Source organism: Undibacterium sp. KW1, assembly GCF_009937955.1.
Taxonomy (GTDB): Bacteria; Pseudomonadota; Gammaproteobacteria; order Burkholderiales; family Burkholderiaceae_D; genus Undibacterium.
The window spans coordinates 901,891-921,575 of the sequence record NZ_AP018439.1 but is presented as its reverse complement, the minus strand read 5'-3'; the positions used below and the strand labels follow the sequence as shown (position 1 = coordinate 921,575).

Annotated in this window: 17 protein-coding genes; 7 read left to right on the top strand and 10 right to left on the bottom strand. The window is 51.4% G+C overall.

Going from position 1 to position 19,685, the window contains the following annotated elements:
- The first annotated feature begins 305 nt into the window (after positions 1 to 305).
- The 6 genes from pilB to UNDKW_RS04120 all read left to right on the top strand — a co-directional run bounded on the left by pilB (position 306) and on the right by UNDKW_RS04120 (position 5,891).
- On the top strand, positions 306 to 2,033 hold the full coding sequence (gene pilB, locus UNDKW_RS04145; RefSeq protein WP_162057698.1) for a type IV-A pilus assembly ATPase PilB: 1,728 nt from the start codon (positions 306 to 308) through the stop codon (positions 2,031 to 2,033).
- 15 nt (positions 2,034 to 2,048) lie between these two features.
- Entirely contained in the window at positions 2,049 to 3,284 is a 1,236-nt protein-coding gene (locus UNDKW_RS04140; RefSeq protein ID WP_162057697.1) for a type II secretion system F family protein, read from the top strand.
- 35 nt (positions 3,285 to 3,319) lie between these two features.
- Entirely contained in the window at positions 3,320 to 4,144 is an 825-nt protein-coding gene (locus tag UNDKW_RS04135; RefSeq protein WP_370529082.1) for an A24 family peptidase, read from the top strand.
- 8 nt (positions 4,145 to 4,152) lie between these two features.
- Positions 4,153 to 4,779: a dephospho-CoA kinase gene (gene coaE / locus UNDKW_RS04130; protein ID WP_162057695.1), complete on the top strand. Its 627-nt coding sequence runs from the start codon at positions 4,153 to 4,155 to the stop codon at positions 4,777 to 4,779.
- Between the two features lie 174 nt (positions 4,780 to 4,953).
- Positions 4,954 to 5,709 carry a cell division protein ZapD gene (gene zapD, locus UNDKW_RS04125; protein WP_162039883.1) on the top strand — a complete coding sequence of 252 codons (756 nt, stop codon included), beginning with the start codon at positions 4,954 to 4,956 and terminating at the stop codon, positions 5,707 to 5,709.
- 2 nt (positions 5,710 to 5,711) lie between these two features.
- Positions 5,712 to 5,891, top strand: a complete 180-nt coding sequence (locus UNDKW_RS04120; RefSeq protein WP_162039882.1) for a DNA gyrase inhibitor YacG — start codon at positions 5,712 to 5,714, stop codon at positions 5,889 to 5,891.
- A gap of 30 nt (positions 5,892 to 5,921) precedes the next feature.
- Here UNDKW_RS04120 and UNDKW_RS04115 read toward each other — a convergent pair whose 3' ends face one another.
- The 10 genes from UNDKW_RS04115 to UNDKW_RS04070 all read right to left on the bottom strand — a co-directional run bounded on the left by UNDKW_RS04115 (position 5,922) and on the right by UNDKW_RS04070 (position 19,091).
- The gene (locus UNDKW_RS04115) at positions 5,922 to 7,478 is read right to left on the bottom strand and encodes a sigma-54-dependent transcriptional regulator (RefSeq protein WP_162057694.1); all 1,557 of its coding nucleotides are present in this window, start codon (positions 7,476 to 7,478) and stop codon (positions 5,922 to 5,924) included.
- A 43-nt stretch (positions 7,479 to 7,521) separates the two neighbouring features.
- Positions 7,522 to 8,085 carry a hypothetical protein gene (locus UNDKW_RS04110; RefSeq protein WP_162057693.1) on the bottom strand — a complete coding sequence of 188 codons (564 nt, stop codon included), beginning with the start codon at positions 8,083 to 8,085 and terminating at the stop codon, positions 7,522 to 7,524.
- Positions 8,082 to 9,473, bottom strand: a complete 1,392-nt coding sequence (locus tag UNDKW_RS04105; protein WP_162057692.1) for a D-amino acid dehydrogenase — start codon at positions 9,471 to 9,473, stop codon at positions 8,082 to 8,084. Before UNDKW_RS04105 ends, UNDKW_RS04110 begins: the two co-directional genes overlap by 4 nt.
- Before the next feature lie 12 nt (positions 9,474 to 9,485).
- Positions 9,486 to 10,598 carry an alanine racemase gene (gene alr / locus UNDKW_RS04100; protein ID WP_162057691.1) on the bottom strand — a complete coding sequence of 371 codons (1,113 nt, stop codon included), beginning with the start codon at positions 10,596 to 10,598 and terminating at the stop codon, positions 9,486 to 9,488.
- Positions 10,599 to 11,122: 524 nt separating this feature from the next.
- Positions 11,123 to 11,545, bottom strand: a complete 423-nt coding sequence (locus tag UNDKW_RS04095; RefSeq protein ID WP_232063230.1) for an NUDIX domain-containing protein — start codon at positions 11,543 to 11,545, stop codon at positions 11,123 to 11,125.
- 1 nt (position 11,546) lies between these two features.
- Positions 11,547 to 12,416, bottom strand: a complete 870-nt coding sequence (locus UNDKW_RS04090) for an ATP-binding protein (protein ID WP_162057689.1) — start codon at positions 12,414 to 12,416, stop codon at positions 11,547 to 11,549.
- A 12-nt stretch (positions 12,417 to 12,428) separates the two neighbouring features.
- Positions 12,429 to 13,667, bottom strand: coding sequence for a bifunctional glutamate N-acetyltransferase/amino-acid acetyltransferase ArgJ (gene argJ, locus UNDKW_RS04085; protein ID WP_162057688.1), 1,239 nt, complete (start codon positions 13,665 to 13,667; stop codon positions 12,429 to 12,431).
- 102 nt (positions 13,668 to 13,769) lie between these two features.
- On the bottom strand, positions 13,770 to 14,951 hold the full coding sequence (locus UNDKW_RS04080) for an acyl-CoA dehydrogenase family protein (RefSeq protein ID WP_162057687.1): 1,182 nt from the start codon (positions 14,949 to 14,951) through the stop codon (positions 13,770 to 13,772).
- A gap of 197 nt (positions 14,952 to 15,148) precedes the next feature.
- Positions 15,149 to 17,908, bottom strand: coding sequence for a preprotein translocase subunit SecA (gene secA / locus UNDKW_RS04075; RefSeq protein ID WP_162057686.1), 2,760 nt, complete (start codon positions 17,906 to 17,908; stop codon positions 15,149 to 15,151).
- A 232-nt stretch (positions 17,909 to 18,140) separates the two neighbouring features.
- Positions 18,141 to 19,091, bottom strand: coding sequence for a M23 family metallopeptidase (locus tag UNDKW_RS04070; protein ID WP_162039872.1), 951 nt, complete (start codon positions 19,089 to 19,091; stop codon positions 18,141 to 18,143).
- A gap of 82 nt (positions 19,092 to 19,173) precedes the next feature.
- Between UNDKW_RS04070 and UNDKW_RS04065 the strand changes: the two genes are divergently transcribed.
- Positions 19,174 to 19,677, top strand: coding sequence for a DciA family protein (locus tag UNDKW_RS04065; protein WP_162039871.1), 504 nt, complete (start codon positions 19,174 to 19,176; stop codon positions 19,675 to 19,677).
- The last annotated feature ends 8 nt before the right edge of the window (positions 19,678 to 19,685 follow it).

Sequence of the window (19,685 nt, the reverse complement as noted above, 5' to 3'; positions counted from 1 at the left end):
TAACAGATTGTTACAAAATTGAGCAGGGTCACATCCCTGCTTAAAATCCATGCGGTACACCGGAAACAAAAGACTGATAAATCCGGCGTGGCAATTTGCCGGAAAACATTCTATACAGAGTAAAGAAGCTGCAAATCTTTGTCGTCATTAGCAGATAGATTTAAAACTTGATGCAGTTGTGGCAAGGCTGCATTTTTTGCCCACTCCCCCGTCTGTAAGCCGGGGAACGACTTTACAAATAACAGGCTTAGTTGCATTATCCTAAGGCAACTGATTGTATTGGCAAATTTTACTCAAAAGATCCTATGTCCGCAGTCTTACCAAATTCAGCATCCCAGATGCCAAGCTCTGGCTTGGCAAGAGCGTTGACGCAGGCCAATTTATTGACTGCAGCCCAGGTTGAAACTGTCAGTAAAAAAGCGCAGACAGACAAAACCGGTTTTATTGATGCCCTGACGCAGAGCGGCACGGTTAGCGCGCGCGACCTTGCCACCTTCTGTTCGGATGCCTTTGGCTATCCCTTGCTGGATTTATCACTGATCAATGAGTCCCTGATCCCGGAAAAACTGGTCGATCAAAAACTCATGCAATCACAGCGCCTGATTGCTATTGCCAAAAAAGGCAATAAAATATCCTTGGCGATCTCTGACCCAACCAACAACTCCGCCCTCGATCAGGTCAAGTTCCAGACCGGTCTGGGCATAGACATTATCATCGTGCAGCACGATGCTCTGGTTAAATTGCTGGATAAGCTGGGTAAATCTTCCGAGCAAAGCCTGAATGAAATTGGAGGAGATGAGTTTGATCTGGAATTCAAGGAAGAGGATCTGGGTGCAGCTGTTGCCGAGGCGCAGACCGCTGAAATTGATGATGCACCGGTCGTAAAATTCCTGCAAAAAATGCTGGTTGATGCCATTAATCTTGGCGCATCAGACTTGCATTTCGAACCCTTTGAAAAATTTTACCGCATACGCTTCCGGGTGGATGGCGAGCTCCGTGAAATAGCGCAGCCGCCACTGGCCATCAAGGACAAACTGTCTTCCCGTATCAAGGTTATCTCCAAACTCGACATTTCGGAAAAACGTATTCCGCAAGATGGCCGGATGAAATTGCAGTTATCTGCCAGCAAATCCATCGACTTTCGTGTCAGTACTCTGCCCACCCTGTTCGGTGAAAAGATCGTTATGCGTATTCTGGACGGCTCCCAGGCGCAGATGGGTATTGATGCTCTAGGCTACGACCCCGACCACAAAGCTATCCTGCTGGATGCGATTCAACGCCCCTACGGCATGGTGCTGGTGACAGGACCTACAGGTTCGGGTAAAACCGTTTCTCTGTACACCTGTCTCAATGTTATTAATAAACCTGGCATTAATATCTCTACTGCCGAAGATCCGGCGGAGATCAACTTGCCGGGGGTTAACCAGGTTAACGTCAATGACAAGGCGGGCCTGACCTTTGCGGCTGCCCTGAAATCATTCTTGCGTCAGGATCCCGACGTCATCATGGTGGGTGAGATTCGCGACCTGGAAACTGCCGATATTGCGATCAAGGCTGCGCAAACTGGTCACATGGTATTTTCTACCTTGCATACGAATGATGCACCGGCCACCCTGACCCGTCTGATGAACATGGGTGTGGCACCGTTCAATATTGCTTCCTCTGTCATTCTGATTACGGCGCAAAGGCTGGCACGCCGTTTATGCACCTGTAAAAAGCCTGTTGATATTCTGGATGAAGTCTTGCTGGCAGCCGGCTTCAAGGATGATGATCTAGATGGCACATGGAAACCGTATGGCCCGGTAGGCTGTGAACGTTGCAACGGCGGCGGTTACAAAGGTCGTGTCGGTATCTACCAGTTAATGCCTATCTCGGAATCGATAGAACGCCTGATTCTGGCCAGCGCCAGCGCTCTTGATATTGAAGAACAGGCGCAGCGCGAAGGCATCAGGAATTTGCGACAATCCGGATTAATGAAAGTCAGACAGGGACTGACCAGCCTCGAGGAAGTCCTCGGATGTACCAACGAGTAATAAGAGAAAATTTATATGGCAACCAATCTGGCAAAATCAGCAAAATCAGGGCAACCCAAAGAGCAGCTATATGCCTGGGAAGGCAAGGACAAGTTTGGCAAGGTCGTCAGGGGCGAAACGCGCGCTGGTGGTGAAGCCATCGTCAATGCCACCCTGCGCAGACAAGGTATCCTGGTTACCAAGTTAAAAAAGAAGAATTACACCTCCGGTAAGGCGATTACTGATAAAGACATCACTCTGTTTACCCGTCAACTGGCAACGATGATGAAGGCAGGCGTACCGCTACTGCAGTCTTTTGATATTGTATCCAAAGGCCACAGCAACCCTTCGGTCTCGAAATTACTGCAGGACATCCGTGGTGACGTTGAAACCGGCACCAGCCTGAACGCAGCTTTCCGCAAGTTCCCTTTATATTTTGACCCGCTGTTCTGCAATCTCGTGGGTGCAGGTGAGCAAGCCGGTATTCTGGAAGATTTGCTGACCCGTCTGGCCATCTACAAAGAAAAAACCATGGCCATCAAGGCCAAGATCAAGTCAGCGCTGACTTACCCTATCGCCATTCTGGGCATCGCTTTCATCGTAACCGCGGTTATCATGATCTGGGTGGTGCCAGCGTTTAAGCAGGCTTTCAGCAGCTTTGGTGCAGAATTGCCAGCACCTACCCTGATCGTCATGAACATCTCGGACAATTTCGTCAAATACTGGTACATCATCTTTGGCGGACTGTTTGGCAGTATCTACTTCTTTTTCCAGGCATGGCGTCGCTCCCTGAAGGTGCAACAGTTCATGGACAGAGCGCTGTTACAGGCACCGATTTTTGGTGACGTGATAAAAAAAGCAACCATAGCACGCTGGACGCGCACGCTGGCCACCATGTTTGCCGCTGGTGTGCCTTTGGTTGAATCCCTGGATTCCGTTGGTGGCGCTGCCGGTAATGCCGTCTATCTTGACGCAACCATCAAAATTCAAACCGAAGTCAGCACTGGTACCAGCCTGACAGTTGCCATGCAGAACGCCAATGTATTTCCTTCCATGGTCACGCAAATGGTGGCAATTGGTGAAGAATCCGGTGCGCTTGATCAAATGCTGGGCAAAGTCGCAGACTTTTATGAAGATGAAGTCGATGAAGCCGTTGCTGCCCTGTCGAGCCTGATGGAACCTATCATCATGGTGATTCTGGGTGTGGTCATTGGTGGCCTGGTGGTTGCCATGTACTTGCCTATCTTCAAAATGGGTTCGGTCGCAGGATGATTGAGACGTTTTTATTTGCAGGTCCGCAGCATGGTTTGTCCACAATAGCCTTCGGGCTATTGGGGCTACTGATAGGCAGTTTTTTGAACGTGGTGATTTATCGCCTGCCTAAAATGTATCTGCGTGAAGTGGATAATTTTGTCGCAGAGCAAAGGCAGGAGCCATTGCCGCACCAGGACAGGTTTGACCTGATGCTGCCTCGCTCTGCCTGCCCGCATTGCGGGCACAAGATCAGGGAACTGGAAAATATACCCATCATCAGCTACCTCGTCATTGGTGGCAAATGCACGGGCTGCAAAGCAAAAATTTCCGTACGCTATCCCCTGATAGAAGCCCTGACGGGCCTGCTCACTGCTGGCATGATCTGGCATTTTGGCAGCGGCGTGGTGGGCATGAGTGCGGTGGTCTTTGTCTGGTTTCTGATCGCCATGACCTTCATCGACATAGACCATAAGTTGCTGCTGGATGACCTGACCCTGAGTTTGATGTGGCTGGGCCTGCTGCTGAATGCCTACGGCGGCTTCGCTACTTTGAAAGACGCAGTACTGGGAGCCGCCATTGGCTACATGTCACTATGGTCAATCAACTGGATTTATGAAAAACTGCGTGGCAGACCTGGCTTTGGCTACGGTGATCTCAAGTTACTGGCAGCCTTTGGTGCCTGGATGGGCTGGAGCATGTTGCCAGTTACTATTTTATTATCGACCCTGGTAGGCTCGGTCATAGGTATAGGACAAATTATCTCCAAGAAATTTGGCTGGGAAACAGAAATACCCTTTGGCCCCTACCTGACTGGCGCAGGTTTGATAGCACTGATCTGGGGCCGACAAATTGTCGATTTCTATCTGAGCACCTTGTGATGGCTGGCATGGTTGGCAATTCCGCGCCTGTTTTTTCACTAGGCCTGACAGGCGGTATAGGCAGTGGAAAAACCACTGTCGCCAATATGTTGGGTGAACTGGGCGCGGCACTCATTGATACCGACCTGATCGCCCATCAACTGACGACGCCTGGCGGTCTGGCTATCCCCGCCATACGCGCGCAATTTGGCGATGCATTTATTACCGCAGATGGTGCAATGGACAGGGCTGGTATACGGCAACTGGTGTTTGCCGATACGGCGCAAAAACTGAAGCTCGAAGCCATATTGCATCCGCTTATACGTACAGAAACAGAGCGTGCAGCAGCACAAGCCAAGGGTGACTACCGTATTTTCGTGGTGCCGCTGCTGGTCGAGTCAGGTAACTGGAAACAGCGCGTAGATCGCATCCTGGTCGTTGATTGCGATGAAGAGACACAGATCAAGCGCGTCATGTCACGCAACCAGTTAAGCCGTGAACAGGTAGTGGCCATCATGCGCAACCAGGCCAGCAGACAAGCCAGGCTGGCTGCCGCTGACGATGTCATTGTCAACAATGGCGACCTTAAAAATATAAGTGAAGAAGTTTTACGTCTGCATGAGCTATATCTGGGGCTGGCAAAAAATAAGCATTAGAGACTGTCCCTGTATGCAAACACCGGTATCAGCAAGCGAATATTGTCAGTACATACAACATTTTCCTACAAAAAAAATAATGGAAATCTGCACGCGGTGTTTGTAATTTCACACAGTATGGTTCAGAATCATGTGCAGCTTTGATGAGCACCAAATTTTGACAGGGAAACTATTTTGATTGTTTACGAATACCCTTTTAACGAGCGTATTCGCACGTTATTGCGGCTGGAAGACTTATACGAAAAATTCACGTTTTTCTTACATCAGTCTGACCCCATGCAGCATCACGTCGCCCTTGCCACCATTTTTGAAATGTTGGAAGTCGCTGGTCGCGCAGACCTCAAATCCGATCTCTTGCAAGAACTCGAAAGACAAAGACACACACTCATCAGTTTCAAGTCCAATCCTAATGTACAGGCAGAAATGCTGGACAAGGTACTGGATGACGTTGATCGTGCCAGCAGTGCCCTGGTTGCCAGTACAGGCAAGACCGGCCAGAACATACGCGACAATGAATGGCTGATGAGCATACGTGGCCGCACCATCATCCCGGGCGGTGCCTGTGAATTTGACTTGCCCAGCTACCATGCCTGGCAAAAAAATTCGGCAGAAAAACGCTTTGCCGACATCAGCACCTGGTTTGCCCCTATCGCCCCGCTGTTTGATGCCATCAATGTGGTCTTGCGCCTGTTGCGCGAATCTGGCTCTACATCGAAAGTCATTGCCCAGGCTGGCAGTTACCAACAGATGCTGCAAGGCAAGGTTTACCAGTTATTGCGCGTCAATGTCCTGCAGGAACTTGGGGCTATACCTGAAATCTCTGCGAATAAATATATGTTGTGGATACGTTTTATGTCACAGGATGGCGACATGAAGCCCAAGGCCTACGAAAACGATATCCCGTTTGACCTGACTCTCTGTAATTTCTGAACATGGCTACTTTTGTTGATTGTCCCACCTGCAAAACCAAGGTGGAATGGAAAGAAGCGAACCGCTGGCGTCCTTTTTGCTCTGAACGCTGCAAGCAAATCGACCTGGGTGCCTGGGCTGAAGAGAAGTACACGATACCTGCAGTCAATTTACCTGAAGACCCGGAAGAACTGGCTGAATAAGCTGCTTATTCAGCCAGTTAAGCAAAAAGCCTAACGTTTTTGCGGGATACCGTATTTACGCAGCTTGGTGGCAATCATGGAATGTGAAGTCGCCAGCCGTGTCGCCAGTTTGCGGCTGGATGGATATTGCGGATACAGGTTTTCCAGCAAACTGCGCTCAAAGGCGTTCACCGACAACTCCCAGCTCTCGGTGGCATCGCTCTTCACCACTTCAGCCGTGATACTGCCTTCGGCCCAATCGAGGTCAGCTGCATCCAATACCCGCTGGTCTGACATGGTAATCGCGCGAAACACCACATTCTGCAATTGCCTGACATTGCCTGGCCAGTGATTGGATACCAGAGCTGCACAGGCAGATGAATTCAAACGGCATACCGGTTTTTGCGCCTGGGTGCAGGCGCGCTCTATGAAATGCCTGGCCAATGGCAGGATATCGTCAGGACGCTCACGCAGGGCTGGCATTTCCAGATGCAAGACATTCAGGCGGTAGAACAGGTCTTCACGAAAACTACCCTCCTGCACCATCTTGCGCAAGTTCCTGTGGGTGGCGCTGATGATGCGCACATTCACCTTGACCTCTTTATCACTGCCTATGCGGCGGAACTTGCCGTCATTCAGGAAGCGCAGTAGCTTGGCTTGCAGGTACAGCGACATCTCGCCTATCTCATCGAGAAAGACCGTACCCCCATCCGCCATTTCAAACAGGCCAGGCTTGCCGCCTCGCTGGGCACCGGTGAAGGCACCGGACATATAGCCAAATAATTCGCTCTCGGCCAGGCTTTCTGGCAAGGCTGCGCAATTCAGCTCCAAAAAAGCTGCATTGCTGCGGCCACTGACACCGTGGCAAGCCTGGGCCAGCAATTCTTTCCCGGTGCCGGTCTCGCCCGTGATCAGCAAGGGCGCATCAACCACTGCCACTCTTGCCGCCTTGGTTTTCAGGATGCGTATCTGCTCTGATTCACCGATGATGAAATGAAAGCCACTGCCTTCAGAATGCTGCAGGGCATGCAGGCGACCACCTATGCGGGTAGGTGCGTGAAAAGTCAGCACCGCACCTACCGAGCGGCCATGGGTAATATCAAGGCCCTGGGGCTCTGATACCGGCGTCACATCCATGAAATAAGGCTCGCCGTTGAGGCTGACTTCGCGGCTGGGCAGGCGGAAACCACAATTGACCAGCTCTTCCTGTATGCCTGTATCGTCAAGCACCTGGTTCAGGCTGCGCTGGCACAGGCTGGACTCGCTCATGCGGGTCGCCGTGGCAGCGGCGACATTGGCAATCACGATATGGCCGCTGGCATCGATCGCCAGGACCGGGTCTTCCATGACGGCCATCATGGTGTCGAGATTGAGACGCCTGCGTATGCCGGGCAAAACATCCAGTACCTTGATTTCACCGACCCCACGCACAGACTGGCAGTCAGCCTGCAATGAGGGCAGCATGAATTCCAGCAGTTCAGGGCTGTCGATATAGATGTTGGGTGGATCAACTTCAACCGCCACCACATTGAGCCCGCGACGCGCCAATACCGCCAGTATTTCGTGGGCAATACCTACTCTGTCCTTGAACTGGATATTGATGCGCATGCGTTGCTTTGTGATGAAACGATGAAAGTCTGATCAAGTATGATTAATACGGTTCCGGGATATACCCACGTGGGCGGGCATGCTGGCGACGGAAAGCGCTGTTCGATGCCAGGCCACGCAAACGGCCCAGATCAAATTGCTCCAGTTGCTGCAAGACTGCACGATTGAGCGTCATTTTAACTTGCATCATCAGCAGATCGACACTTTGCTGGCTGGAAGTACGGGTATTGCGTCTTTCCTGTGGCACTTCTGTCTCTTCTCCCTGCACCGCTTTTTCGATGGCCTTGGCAGCAGCGCGCTCTTCTGCATTGACGAAGCTGCGGTAAACATCTGCCAGGGTGATGATGCCATTGCAGTCACGGCAGTGCCAGGCATCCTTCTCTTTGCTATCGCGACTGACCAGGGCATCCTTGCTCAGTACGGCCAGTATCGAGCGTATCAGGCGCGGTGTCTTGCCTGTTGCCTGTGCCAGCGCGGTGATATTCGCGGTACGCGGCATGACCATCATGATTTGTGCCAGCAACTCTATTGCGGTAAAAAACCGCGCATTCAGGTTGGCATCAGAAAAGACCTGGGTTGATGACAATAACTCTTCAATTGCATTCATGCCAACTCCTTGTGTATAAAAATTGGACTGTTGACGCTGCCGTAACGGTCCATGAATAAACCTTCAGTAGAAATAGCCGGGCGCTTGCCAGAAACCACGTCAGCAATGAACTGGCCAGAACCACAAGCCATGGTCCAGCCCAGCGTGCCATGACCAGTGTTCAGGTACAGGTTGCGGTAAGGCGTAGGGCCAATGACAGGGGTGCCGTCCGGCGTCATGGGACGCAGGCCAGTCCAGAATTCGGCTTTGCTGACGTCGCCACCACCAGGGAACAGATCAGTCACTGAATGCTCCAGGGTGGCACGGCGGTCTGCACGCAGGTCAAGGTTATAGCCGGTGATTTCGGCAGTGCCACCGACACGTATGCGGTCGCCCAGGCGGGTAATTGCGACTTTATAGGTCTCATCCATGACCGTCGATTCCGGCGCTTTTTGTGCGTCGGTAATCGGAACGGTGATTGAATAGCCCTTGATAGGGTAAACAGGAATCTTGATGCCCAATTCTTTCAAGAGAATCGGGGAATAACTGCCAAGTGCCAATACGAAACAGTCTGCCTTGATCTCACCTTCGGAGGTGATGACAGAAGTGATGGTATCGCCGCTCTTGACCAGTCTTTGTATGCTGACGCCGTACTTGAACTGGGCACCCAGTTCTTGCGCAAATGTGGACAGGCTCTGTGTGAACTTGAAGCAGTCGCCGGTTTCATCCCCTGGCAAACGCAAGGCACCGACAAATTTATCCTGCACATTGACCAGTGCGGGTTCCACTTTCAGGCAACCGGCCTTGTCCAGTTTTTCATAAGGCACATCGTAACGTTTGAGGATGGCGATATCGGCCTCTGCACCGTCAAGTTGCTGCTGGTTGCGGAACAGTTGCAGCGTACCCTGGGTACGTTCGTCGTAGCTGATACCGGTATCGCTGCGCAATTGTTGCAAGACATCGCGGCTGTATTCAGCCATGCGCAACATGCGGCCCTTATTGATTTCATAGCGTTTGCTGGTGCAGTTCATCAGCATTTGCGTGACCCAGCGCCACATGGTCGGGTCAAAGCTGGGGCGTATCGCCAGCGGGCTATGCTGCATCATCAGCCATTTGATTGCTTTCAAAGGAACGCCAGGGCCTGCCCATGGGGCAGAATAACCTGGAGAGACTTCGCCTGCATTGGCATAACTGGTTTCCAGACCTGCTGCAGGCTGGCGCTCAATCACGGTGACTTCATGGCCTGCCTTGGCAAGGTAATACGCTGACGCTGTACCGATAACACCTGCACCCAATATAACTATTTTCATTTTATTTCTCCCGGCCTGCTGCTGGCTCACTGATGGATTAATCTGTTTGTCTGTTGTGTACTTTGCTTGGTCTGGCTGCTTGTTCAGGCAAGCGGCCATACATGTAGAGGCTTAATTGCTATAGGTACGCTCATAGCGGCCTCCCAGACTGGTCAGGATTTCATAGCCTATGGTGTTGGCACGTGCTGCCACCTGATCTACTGTATTGTCAGCAGAGATCAGGTCTACCATGGAGCCGGGTTGCAGATGCTCTGCAGGGACTGCAGTAACATCCAGGGTAATCGTGTCCATCGATACATTGCCAACCATGGGTACGGCCTGGCCAGCAATATGGGCAACACCACGATTGCTGAGGCTGCGCATCCAGCCATCGGCATAACCGACACCGACGGTGGCTATGCGGGTGGTCTGGCTGCTGCGCCAGGTCGAACCATAGCCAACACCGGTGTCAGCCAGGATTTCACGGGTTTGTATGATGCGGCCTTGCAGGTGGGCAACGGCACGCAGGGGGTTGGCCTGGCCTGCGACAGGGGCAACACCATACAAGGCAGCGCCAGGACGGGCCATGTCGAAATGAAAGTCCTTACCCAGGAAGATGCCGGAAGAATTGGCCAGGCTGGCTGGCAAACCCTGGCAAGCCGGGATTTGGGTACGCAAGGCATTAAAGGCTTGCAACTGCTGCTGATTAACCGGGTTGGCCTGGTCTTCTGCACTGACCAGATGGCTCATGATGTATTGCAGGTCTATGCCCTCGCTGAGGCTGGCATCGGCTTGCCATTGCTGCACCTCGGCGGCTGACAAGCCCATCCTGGCCATGCCGGTATCAACCTGGACGATGGCTGGCAGGCGGCGCTGTTCTTTTTGCGCCAATGCACGCCAGGCCAGCATTTGCGGCAGGCTGTTCAAGACTGGTGTGCAGTTATATTCCAATAATTCCGCCTCATGCCCAACGGGTGAGCCATGCATGACATAGATGGCTGCATCCGCAGGCAAATATTCACGAATAATGATCGCCTCTTGCAAATGGGCGACAAAAAAATCCCGGCAACCTTCTGTATACAGCGCCTGTACGACTTGCACCGCGCCCACACCATAAGCATCCGCCTTGACTGCGGCACCACATTTCGCCACGCCCAATAAACCGCGCAACAGACGATAGTTATAACGTATTGCCTGTAAGTCAATACGAAGTACTGCACCTGCTATTCCAGCAACTTGCTTCATATTTCACCACTCCATCGCATATAAGGAAACTGCGACTAGTCATAGCAATCGTCGTGCCACAAAATTTTATTGAAAAAATTCAAGGACTTAGAAAATTTATTTTGGATTCGCCAAAAAATCTGTATTGAATTTAATACAGTTGCTGCTTTTCCTCTACTTTACGCACTAGAGAACATACTCTATTGCGTACTGAAAGTCGCACACTGTACTATTTTAAATACACTGTATTGTTTTCAATACATATAGCTAATAAAATAAAGCACAGATAATCTCAGCCCAAAAAGTATCCGACAATAAGTGATACTACGGATTGTTTGTCATAAAAAGACAGTTTGATGACAAGAGGCAGGAAGTACTCGATACCAAGTATAGACAGGGAGCAATAAAGCGGAAGGAAGCAGGATTGAAAAAGGGACAGAGCGAACAAATAAATATCAGCGCTGATTTTCTTCAAAGTGATGGGAGGGAAGTGGTGTCGCAAGCCAGCGCACTGGCTGCAAGATTCAAGCTAATTATTTAATTGCTCAAGCTGCAGCAGCCAGACTGGCCTCGTCCTTGCGCAGCAAATCCAGCCATTCCAGCAGGGGTATGGTGGCTGGCAATAAAGGCGTGAGCTCTACACTGCCCTGCCAGGCAAAGGCTTGCCCTTCCAGACTTTGCGGTTCGCCCTGCCATTCACGGCTGATATAGAAATGCAGCCTGACATGGGCATGCGGATAGATATGCTCTACGCCGCACCAGGGTTCGGCAGTCAACACCTGTATGCCCAGCTCTTCAACAAATTCGCGCTTGAGTGCATCGAGTATGGATTCATCAGGCTCAACCTTGCCGCCCGGGAATTCCCAATAACCTTCATACGGTTTGCCAGCGGGACGTTGTCCCAACAAGACATCGCCATTGGCTTTCATCAGGATGCCGACAGCGACATCCACAGGTTTTGCTGTCATCTCAAGACTCCGCCAGCTTGCCCGCATAGTCGCGGGCAAATTGCCAGGCCACGCGGCCAGAACGCGAACCGCGTTGCAAAGCCCAGCGCAGGGCATCGCCACGTGCTTCTTCTATCTGAGGAGAGGTACAGCCCATGCTGCCCAGCCAATAGGCGACAATATCGAGGTAATCATCCTGCTTGAAAGGATAGAAAGATACCCAGAGGCCAAAGCGTTCGGACAAGGAGATTTTTTCTTCTACCGTTTCACCCGGATGCAAGTCACCATCATCGCTATATTTATAGCTGGCATTGTCTGACATTTTCTCAGGCAAGAGATGGCGGCGGTTTGAAGTAGCGTAGATCAGCACATTATCAGACTGGGCAGAAATACTGCCATCCAGCGCCACCTTCAAGGCCTTGTAACCAGCCTCGCCTTCTTCAAAGGACAGGTCATCACAAAAGACGATGAAACGCTCGGGGCGCTCGGCGATCAGATCGACGATATCCGGCAGGTCAGCCAGGTCAGCCTTATCAACTTCGATGAGGCGCAAACCCTGGTCAGAAAACTGGTTCAGGCAAGCCTTGATCAAGGATGATTTGCCTGTGCCGCGCGCACCTGTCAGCAAGACATTATTGGCTGGTTTGCCATGGACGAATTGCCTGGTGTTTTGTTCTATCTGAGCTTTTTGTGCGGCGACATTGCGCAAGTCATCCAGCACTATGGTCGAGGCATGACGCACGACTTGTAAACAACCCTGGCCACCGCGTTTGCGCCAACGATAGGCAAAGCCCAGATTCCAGTCAGGTGCTGGTGTGCTGGCTGGCAATATGTTTTCCAGCCTGCTCAGCAAATGCTCGGCACGCAAGAGAAATTGATCAAGCTGCGTCATTGTCTGTCCAGATCAGGAGCGATAGTCAGCGTTGATAGAGACATAATCATGCGACAAGTCGCAAGTCCAGACTGTCGCTGCCGCATCGCCGCGCGCGAGTTTGACACGTATCGTGATCTCACTCTGCTTCATGATGCGCTGGCCATCTTCTTCACGGTACTCAGGATTACGACCACCATTCTTGGCGACCCAGACATCATCCAGATAGAGGTTCAGCTTGCCTACATCCAGGTCATTCACACCGGCATAGCCAATAGCTGCCAGGATACGGCCCAGGTTAGGGTCAGAGGCAAAGAAAGCGGTTTTGACCAATGGAGAATGGGCGATGGAGTAAGCGATCTTGCGGCACTCTTCTACATCACGGCCTTCTTCGACTGCAATCGTCATGAACTTGGTTGCACCTTCGCCATCACGGATAATCATGTGGGCAAGTTTTTGCGACAGCGCAGTCACGGCTTCTGCCAGTGCTACATATTCTGGTGTCTCTACATCATTGACTTCTACTTCACCAGCACCGGTAGCGATGAGCATGAAGGAATCATTGGTGGAAGTGTCACCATCGATGGTGATGCAATTGAAAGACTTGTCAGCCGCTTGTTTGACCATGTGATCCAGCACATTTTGCGCAACCTTGGCATCTATCGCCAGATAACCCAGCATGGTCGCCATATTTGGCTTGATCATGCCCGCGCCTTTGCTGATGCCTGTCATGGTCACGGTTTTACCGTTGATTTCCACAGTTGCCGATGCCGCCTTGGGCTGGGTATCGGTAGTCATGATGGCGGTAGCGGCATTAAACCAGTTATCCGCTGTCAGGTTTGCTATGGCTGCTGGTAAACCGGCGACCAGCCTATCGACCGGCAACTGTTCGAGAATCACGCCAGTAGAAAATGGCAGGATTTGAGAAGCCTCACAACCCAGCAATTCTGCCAGGGCAGAGCAAGTCGCATTCGCCGCTGCCAGACCAGCATCACCGGTACCAGCATTGGCATTGCCAGTGTTCACGACCAGCGCGCGGATAGGGCTGGATGCCATGTGCAAGCCTTCCAGATGGGCCTTGCAGACCTGCACGGGAGCCGCGCAAAAGCGGTTGGTCGTAAATACGCCGGAGACGGTCGCCGTAGGAGCCAGTTCCATGACCAGTACGTCTTTGCGATTGGGCTTGCGTATGCCAGCCTCGGCATAACCCAGGCGTATGCCGGCTACCGGTTTCAAATCTGCAGCCACAGGGATGGGGGAATTAACGGCCATGGTTTTTCCTTGCGTTGAAATCAAGCCGACATTGTAGGGCATTTTGTTGCACTGCGAAGCATGTTTGCGCTGAGGAAATTTCACGCAGGACGGGCGTAGCCCTTACAGCCCCATGATCATTTGAGCAATGATATTTTTTTGTATTTCATTTGAGCCACCATAGATGGATAGCTTGCGCATATTCAGGTAATTAATGGCAAGCGGGCTTGCCAGCTCGCTGGTATCCTGGCGATCACGCAGGGGCAAGGCCTGCTCCCCTACGGCCTGCACCAGCAATTCAGTGATGGCCTGTTGTATTTCCGTACCCTTGATCTTCAGTATCGATGCTTCCGGCCCCGGCGCATGGCTTTGCTCTTCTGCCGACAAGACGTGCAGATTGGTCATTTCCAGCGCCATCAAGTCTATCTCTACCTGCGCCAGACGCATGGCAAAAGCAGCATCCTCCATAAGCGGTTTGCCGTTCTTGAATTCACGAGCGGCCACTCTTTTCAGTCTGGCCAGTTCACGCTTGGCAATGCCTATACCCGCGATATTGGTGCGCTCATGCCCCAGCAAAAACTTGGCATAAGTCCAGCCCTTGTTTTCTTCACCCACCAGGTTGGCAGCTGGCACTTTGACATCATCAAACCAGACTTCATTGACTTCATGTGCACCGTCCATGGTGATGATGGGCCTGACGGTGACGCCAGGGGATTTCATGTCGATGAGTAAAAATGAAATACCGCGCTGTGCCTTGGCTTCGCGGTCTGTACGGACCAGGCAAAATATCCAGTCGGCATAGTGGGCCAGTGTAGTCCAGGTCTTTTGACCATTGACTACATAGTATTCGCCTTCGCTGTCACGCCTGCGTTCAGCCGTGGTCTTGACGGAAGCGAGGTCAGAGCCGGAGCCCGGCTCCGAATACCCCTGGCACCACCATTCATCGGCAGTCAATATGTTAGGCAAAAATCTCTGCTGTTGCTCATGCGAGCCAAATTCCATGATGACGGGTGCCACCATCTTGATGCCAAAAGGTGGCAGCCTTGGCGCACCAGCTGCGGCGCATTCTTCTTCAAATATATAGCGCTGCACGGCAGACCAGCCAGTGCCGCCATGAGCAGCAGGCCAGGATGAGGCGCCCCAGCCCTGGGCGTGCAATATCTTCTGCCAGTGCTGGTAATCGCTTTTTTCGAGTGCTATGCCATGATGCACTTTTTGGCTGATGGCCTGAGGTAATGAAGTTTGCAGGAAATGACGGACCAGTTGACGAAAACCTAGCTCTGCATCGTTAAAGTTCAAGTCCATAAGCCCCCTCAGGTCTGGTCATCACAAGTTGAGATGCCAGAATATAGAATGAATGCTCAAATAAGCACGCTCGTTCACTTTAACTCCGGGATTTGCTTGCGTCAAGTGAGGGCATCAGGATTCGCTAAATTGACACTGGACGACGAAAAAACAAAAGGCGACCAGTGGTCGCCTTTTGTTTTTGTACTACTCAATGATCAGGCAAGCTTGCCATGACATTGCTTGAACTTCTTACCGCTGCCGCAAGGGCAAGGGTCGTTACGGCCTACTTTCAGGGCGTAATTGATTTCTGGCTGGTCAGTACCAAAATCAGCAACCGGGGCCAGCATTTCTTCAGGCGTTGCATCTGCATCAAAATCAGCGTGCTGGTAATGGACGTTTTCAATCTGCGACTGTGCCAGTCTTTCTTCTGCAGCATCAATCTCTTCACGGGATTGTATACGCACAGTGACCACAGTCCTGACCACTTCGTTCTTGATCGCTTCGAGCATCTGGCCAAACAGTTCAAACGCTTCGCGCTTGTATTCCTGTTTAGGATTTTTCTGTGCGTAACCGCGCAGATGGATACCCTGGCGCAAATGATCGAGTGCAGCCAGATGTTCACGCCAGTGTGTATCTATGCTTTGCAGCATGACATTGCGCTCGAAACCGGCAAAAGATTCTTTGCCGACGATGGATATCTTGGCTTCATAAACATCATTGGCCGCTTTTTGCACACGTTCAAGAATATCTTCATCGGTGATATTGGCATCATCCTTGAGCATTTGCGACAGCGGCAAATCAAGCGCCCATTCATCACGCAAGACTGCTTCGAGACCCGGGATATTCCACTGTTCTTCGACTGATTCTGCCGGTACATATTCACGTACGATGTCTTCAAACATGCCATGACGCAGGGAGGAGATCAACTCTGCCATGTCCTGCGCTTCCAGCAATTCATTACGTTGCTGGTAAATCACTTTACGCTGGTCATTGGCGACGTCATCGTACTCCAGCAATTGCTTGCGGATATCAAAGTTACGTGCTTCGACTTTGCGTTGTGCCGACTCTATGGAGCGGGAAACGATACCTGCTTCTATAGGTTCACCTTCAGGCATTTTGAGCCTGTCCATGATGGCACGGACGCGGTCACCGGCAAAAATACGCAACAGTGTATCGTCGAGTGACAAGTAAAAACGGGAAGAACCCGGATCGCCCTGTCGGCCAGAACGGCCACGCAATTGATTATCCACGCGACGGGATTCATGGCGTTCAGTACCAACGATGTGCAAGCCACCAGCATTGACCACTGTCTCATGCAGAGACTGCCATTCGTCACGCAGCTTTTGCGATTGCATCTCTTTGTCTGCATCAGACAAAGCTGCATTCGCTTCTATCATTTGCACCTGTTTGGCGACGTTACCACCTAGTACGATATCCGTACCACGACCCGCCATATTGGTAGCGATGGTGATGGCTTTTGGACGACCGGCCTGGGCAATGATTTCCGCTTCACGCGCATGCTGCTTGGCGTTCAGTACATTGTGTGGCAAACCGGCCTTGTCCAGTATGCCGGACAGGAGTTCAGAATTTTCAATCGAAGTCGTACCTACCAGTACTGGCTGACCACGCTCATAACAATCCTTGATGTCGATGAGCATGGCATTGTATTTTTCATGCGCAGACTTATAGACCTGGTCTTGCCTGTCCTTGCGTTGCGAAGGACGGTTAGGTGGAATAACCACGGTTTCGAGACCGTAGATTTCCTGGAATTCATAAGCCTCTGTATCAGCCGTACCTGTCATACCTGACAGTTTGGTGTACATACGGAAGTAGTTCTGGAAAGTGATCGATGCCAGCGTCTGGTTCTCGTTCTGGATGCGTACACCTTCTTTGGCTTCTACCGCCTGGTGCAAACCATCAGACCAGCGACGGCCTGTCATCATACGGCCGGTGAATTCATCAACGATGACGATTTCATCGTTCTGCACGACATAGTGCTGGTCCTTGAAATACAGGGCATGTGCACGCAGGGCGGCGTACAAATGATGGATCAGGGTAATATTGGCGGCATCATACACAGATGCACCTTCAGGCAGCAAACCCATTTGCGTGAGTATGCGTTCCACCTTGTCATGACCGGCTTCAGTCAGCAAGACCTGATGAGCTTTCTCGTCCTTGGTGTAGTCACCTGGCACTTCTATCTTGCCCTTGCCATCAGGTGTTTCTTCACCGATTTGCAGGGTCAGCAGCTTGGGTACTTCATTGATTTTGTAGTACAGCTCCGTATGATTTTCAGCCTGGCCGGAAATGATCAATGGCGTACGGGCCTCATCAATGAGGATGGAATCAACTTCATCGACAACGGCAAAATTCAGGCTGCGCTGTACACGGTCCTTGGCTTCATAGACCATGTTATCGCGCAGGTAATCGAAGCCGTATTCGTTATTCGTGCCATAGGTAATGTCAGAAGCATAGGCTGCCTGCTTGGCATCATGATCAAGCTGCGACAGGTTGATACCGGTAGTCAGTCCCAGCCAGCCATACAGGCGCCCCATCCATTCGGCATCGCGCTGCGCCAGATAATCATTGACGGTAACAACGTGCACGCCCTTGCCAGACAAGGCATTCAGGTAGATTGGCAGGGTCGCCATCAGGGTTTTACCCTCGCCCGTGCCCATTTCAGCGATTTTGCCGTAATGCAAAACCATGCCGCCTATCATCTGCACGTCAAAATGACGCATTTTCAGGACGCGCTTGCTGGCCTCACGGCAGACAGCAAAAGCTTCGACGAGTATGGCATCGAGTGACTCTCCGTTCGCAACACGTGCTTTGAACTCGGCAGTCTTGGCTTGCAAAGCCTCGTCCGACAAGGCTTCCAGCTTGGGTTCCAATGCGTTGATCTCACGCACCGTCTTTTGGTATTGCTTCAAAAGCCGCTGATTGCGGCTGCCGAATATCTTGGTCAGGAATGACATGCTATGAACGGAAAGTTAAATTCTTAAAAAAATTGTTGAAATAGTGCTTAATTTGACAACAACATTAGGATAACCTGTGATTTTACCATGTGACACTCAATTAACCAGTAATTGCGCAATTTCCCTGCCTGTTGGGCAGTAAAATGGATTATTTGGCAATTACTGGGCGCGTACCCGGCAAACAATTCCCAGACATGAAATGGCAGTTGGAGGCTGAATCGGCAATCTCAAGTTATTTTTGATTCAATGCAGAAAGATTGGCCTGATTAGCCCCGGCAGATAAGAATTTGTGGGGATTTTGTGGTACGCCTTTGACATGTACTTCAAAGTGCAAATGTGCACCTGTGGAACGGCCGGTAGAACCAATGTCTGCAATATGCTGGCCACGTTTGACGATATCACCCAGCTTAACGTGGATTTTGGAAGAGTGGGCATAACGGGTCATGATTTCGCCACCATGATCAATTTCCACCATATTGCCAAATTGTGGATGATATTCTGCCGCAACCACGACACCACCAGCTGCTGCAACGATGTGGGTACCGGTAGGTCCTGAGAAATCGATGCCCTCATGAAAGGCACTGCGGCCAGAAAAGGGGTCAAGCCGCCAGCCAAAACCAGATGCATTGTAAGCAACATTAACAGGTTGTATGGTTGGCAGGAGCTTGGATTGCACCTTGAAACCCATGAGCTTGGTTTCAACTACATTCATATAATCCGAGCGGTGTTCTATATCTACCGACATCGCAGCCAGTGCTGCCTGGAATTCTGCCATATTCAATTCCTTGGCGGGCTGTGTAGTAACCTCAGGGCCGCCACGGCCCGGCAATTCCTTGAAGTTGAATTCTTCCGGCTTGACACCGGCCAGGCCCTGCACCCGCTCACCGAGTGCATCGAGACGTATCAGTTGCGCCTGCATTTCACCGAGCTTGGCCGCCATCGCAGCGAGGTTTTCTTTCATGAACTTGTCTTTATTGCCAGCATCACTTGCGGCAGCGACCGGAACCAGGTCGCGCAAGACTGGCAAGTCAGCGCTGGCCAGCTTCAGGGTCAGGGCCGCCATCAGGGCAGCGCAACAAGTGATGACCAACAGGAATGCAAAAGTAGCAAGGATGACGTGACGGGAAGACAAAGTCACTGACTTTGCCTGGGTAAAGCGGGAGTGCATCAAAATGATTTGCATCAATATGCTCCTCTGAAAACGAAAGGCGGCCTGGTGCTCCTTGTGAGAGCTGGCCTGCCCTGTTTGTGGTAAGGTATTGCGCATGTCAACATTCTCACGCCCTACCTATCCGATTAACATTAAACGCGGTCGCAAAGTGCCTGGTGCCAGCGAAGCCGCTGACTTTTTGCGCAGCAACGAGAAAATCTCACAACTACTGCCCACAGTGCAGCGCAATCTGAAGCTGCAAAAAGACTGTGGACTGATACTGCCGCCGATATTTGCCTCTTGTGAGGTCATGCAAGTAACGGAGGGACAGTTGACGCTATCAGCGCCGAATGCCGCACTGGCGACCAAATTGAAACAGCAATGCCCGAAACTGCAAGCATTTTTGCAAGAACGGGGATGGCAGATTAACGCAATCAGGATCAAAGTACAAGTCAGGCGCGTCGTAGAGAAACCTGTTGCTGTTAAGCAAATAGCATTTTCAGGCAAGGCCTTGCAGGCGCTCGGGCAACTGGAACACGCTCTGGAAGACACACCGCAAAATGCAGATTTGCGGGCAGCGCTGAGCCGCCTGATACAGCGCCATCGCTCTGGAAGCTGATTTCAGCT

Coding starts and splice junctions, on each gene's coding strand:
- pilB (WP_162057698.1), top strand. CDS start 306: ATGTCCGCAGTCTTACCAAATTCAGCATCCCAGATGCCAAGCTCTGGC.
- UNDKW_RS04140 (WP_162057697.1), top strand. CDS start 2,049: ATGGCAACCAATCTGGCAAAATCAGCAAAATCAGGGCAACCCAAAGAG.
- coaE (WP_162057695.1), top strand. CDS start 4,153: ATGGTTGGCAATTCCGCGCCTGTTTTTTCACTAGGCCTGACAGGCGGT.
- UNDKW_RS04120 (WP_162039882.1), top strand. CDS start 5,712: ATGGCTACTTTTGTTGATTGTCCCACCTGCAAAACCAAGGTGGAATGG.
- UNDKW_RS04115 (WP_162057694.1), bottom strand. CDS start 7,478: ATGCGCATCAATATCCAGTTCAAGGACAGAGTAGGTATTGCCCACGAA.
- UNDKW_RS04110 (WP_162057693.1), bottom strand. CDS start 8,085: ATGAATGCAATTGAAGAGTTATTGTCATCAACCCAGGTCTTTTCTGAT.
- UNDKW_RS04105 (WP_162057692.1), bottom strand. CDS start 9,473: ATGGCCGCTTGCCTGAACAAGCAGCCAGACCAAGCAAAGTACACAACA.
- alr (WP_162057691.1), bottom strand. CDS start 10,598: ATGAAGCAAGTTGCTGGAATAGCAGGTGCAGTACTTCGTATTGACTTA.
- UNDKW_RS04095 (WP_232063230.1), bottom strand. CDS start 11,545: ATGACAGCAAAACCTGTGGATGTCGCTGTCGGCATCCTGATGAAAGCC.
- UNDKW_RS04090 (WP_162057689.1), bottom strand. CDS start 12,416: ATGACGCAGCTTGATCAATTTCTCTTGCGTGCCGAGCATTTGCTGAGC.
- argJ (WP_162057688.1), bottom strand. CDS start 13,667: ATGGCCGTTAATTCCCCCATCCCTGTGGCTGCAGATTTGAAACCGGTA.
- UNDKW_RS04080 (WP_162057687.1), bottom strand. CDS start 14,951: ATGGACTTGAACTTTAACGATGCAGAGCTAGGTTTTCGTCAACTGGTC.
- secA (WP_162057686.1), bottom strand. CDS start 17,908: ATGTCATTCCTGACCAAGATATTCGGCAGCCGCAATCAGCGGCTTTTG.
- UNDKW_RS04070 (WP_162039872.1), bottom strand. CDS start 19,091: ATGCAAATCATTTTGATGCACTCCCGCTTTACCCAGGCAAAGTCAGTG.
- UNDKW_RS04065 (WP_162039871.1), top strand. CDS start 19,174: ATGTCAACATTCTCACGCCCTACCTATCCGATTAACATTAAACGCGGT.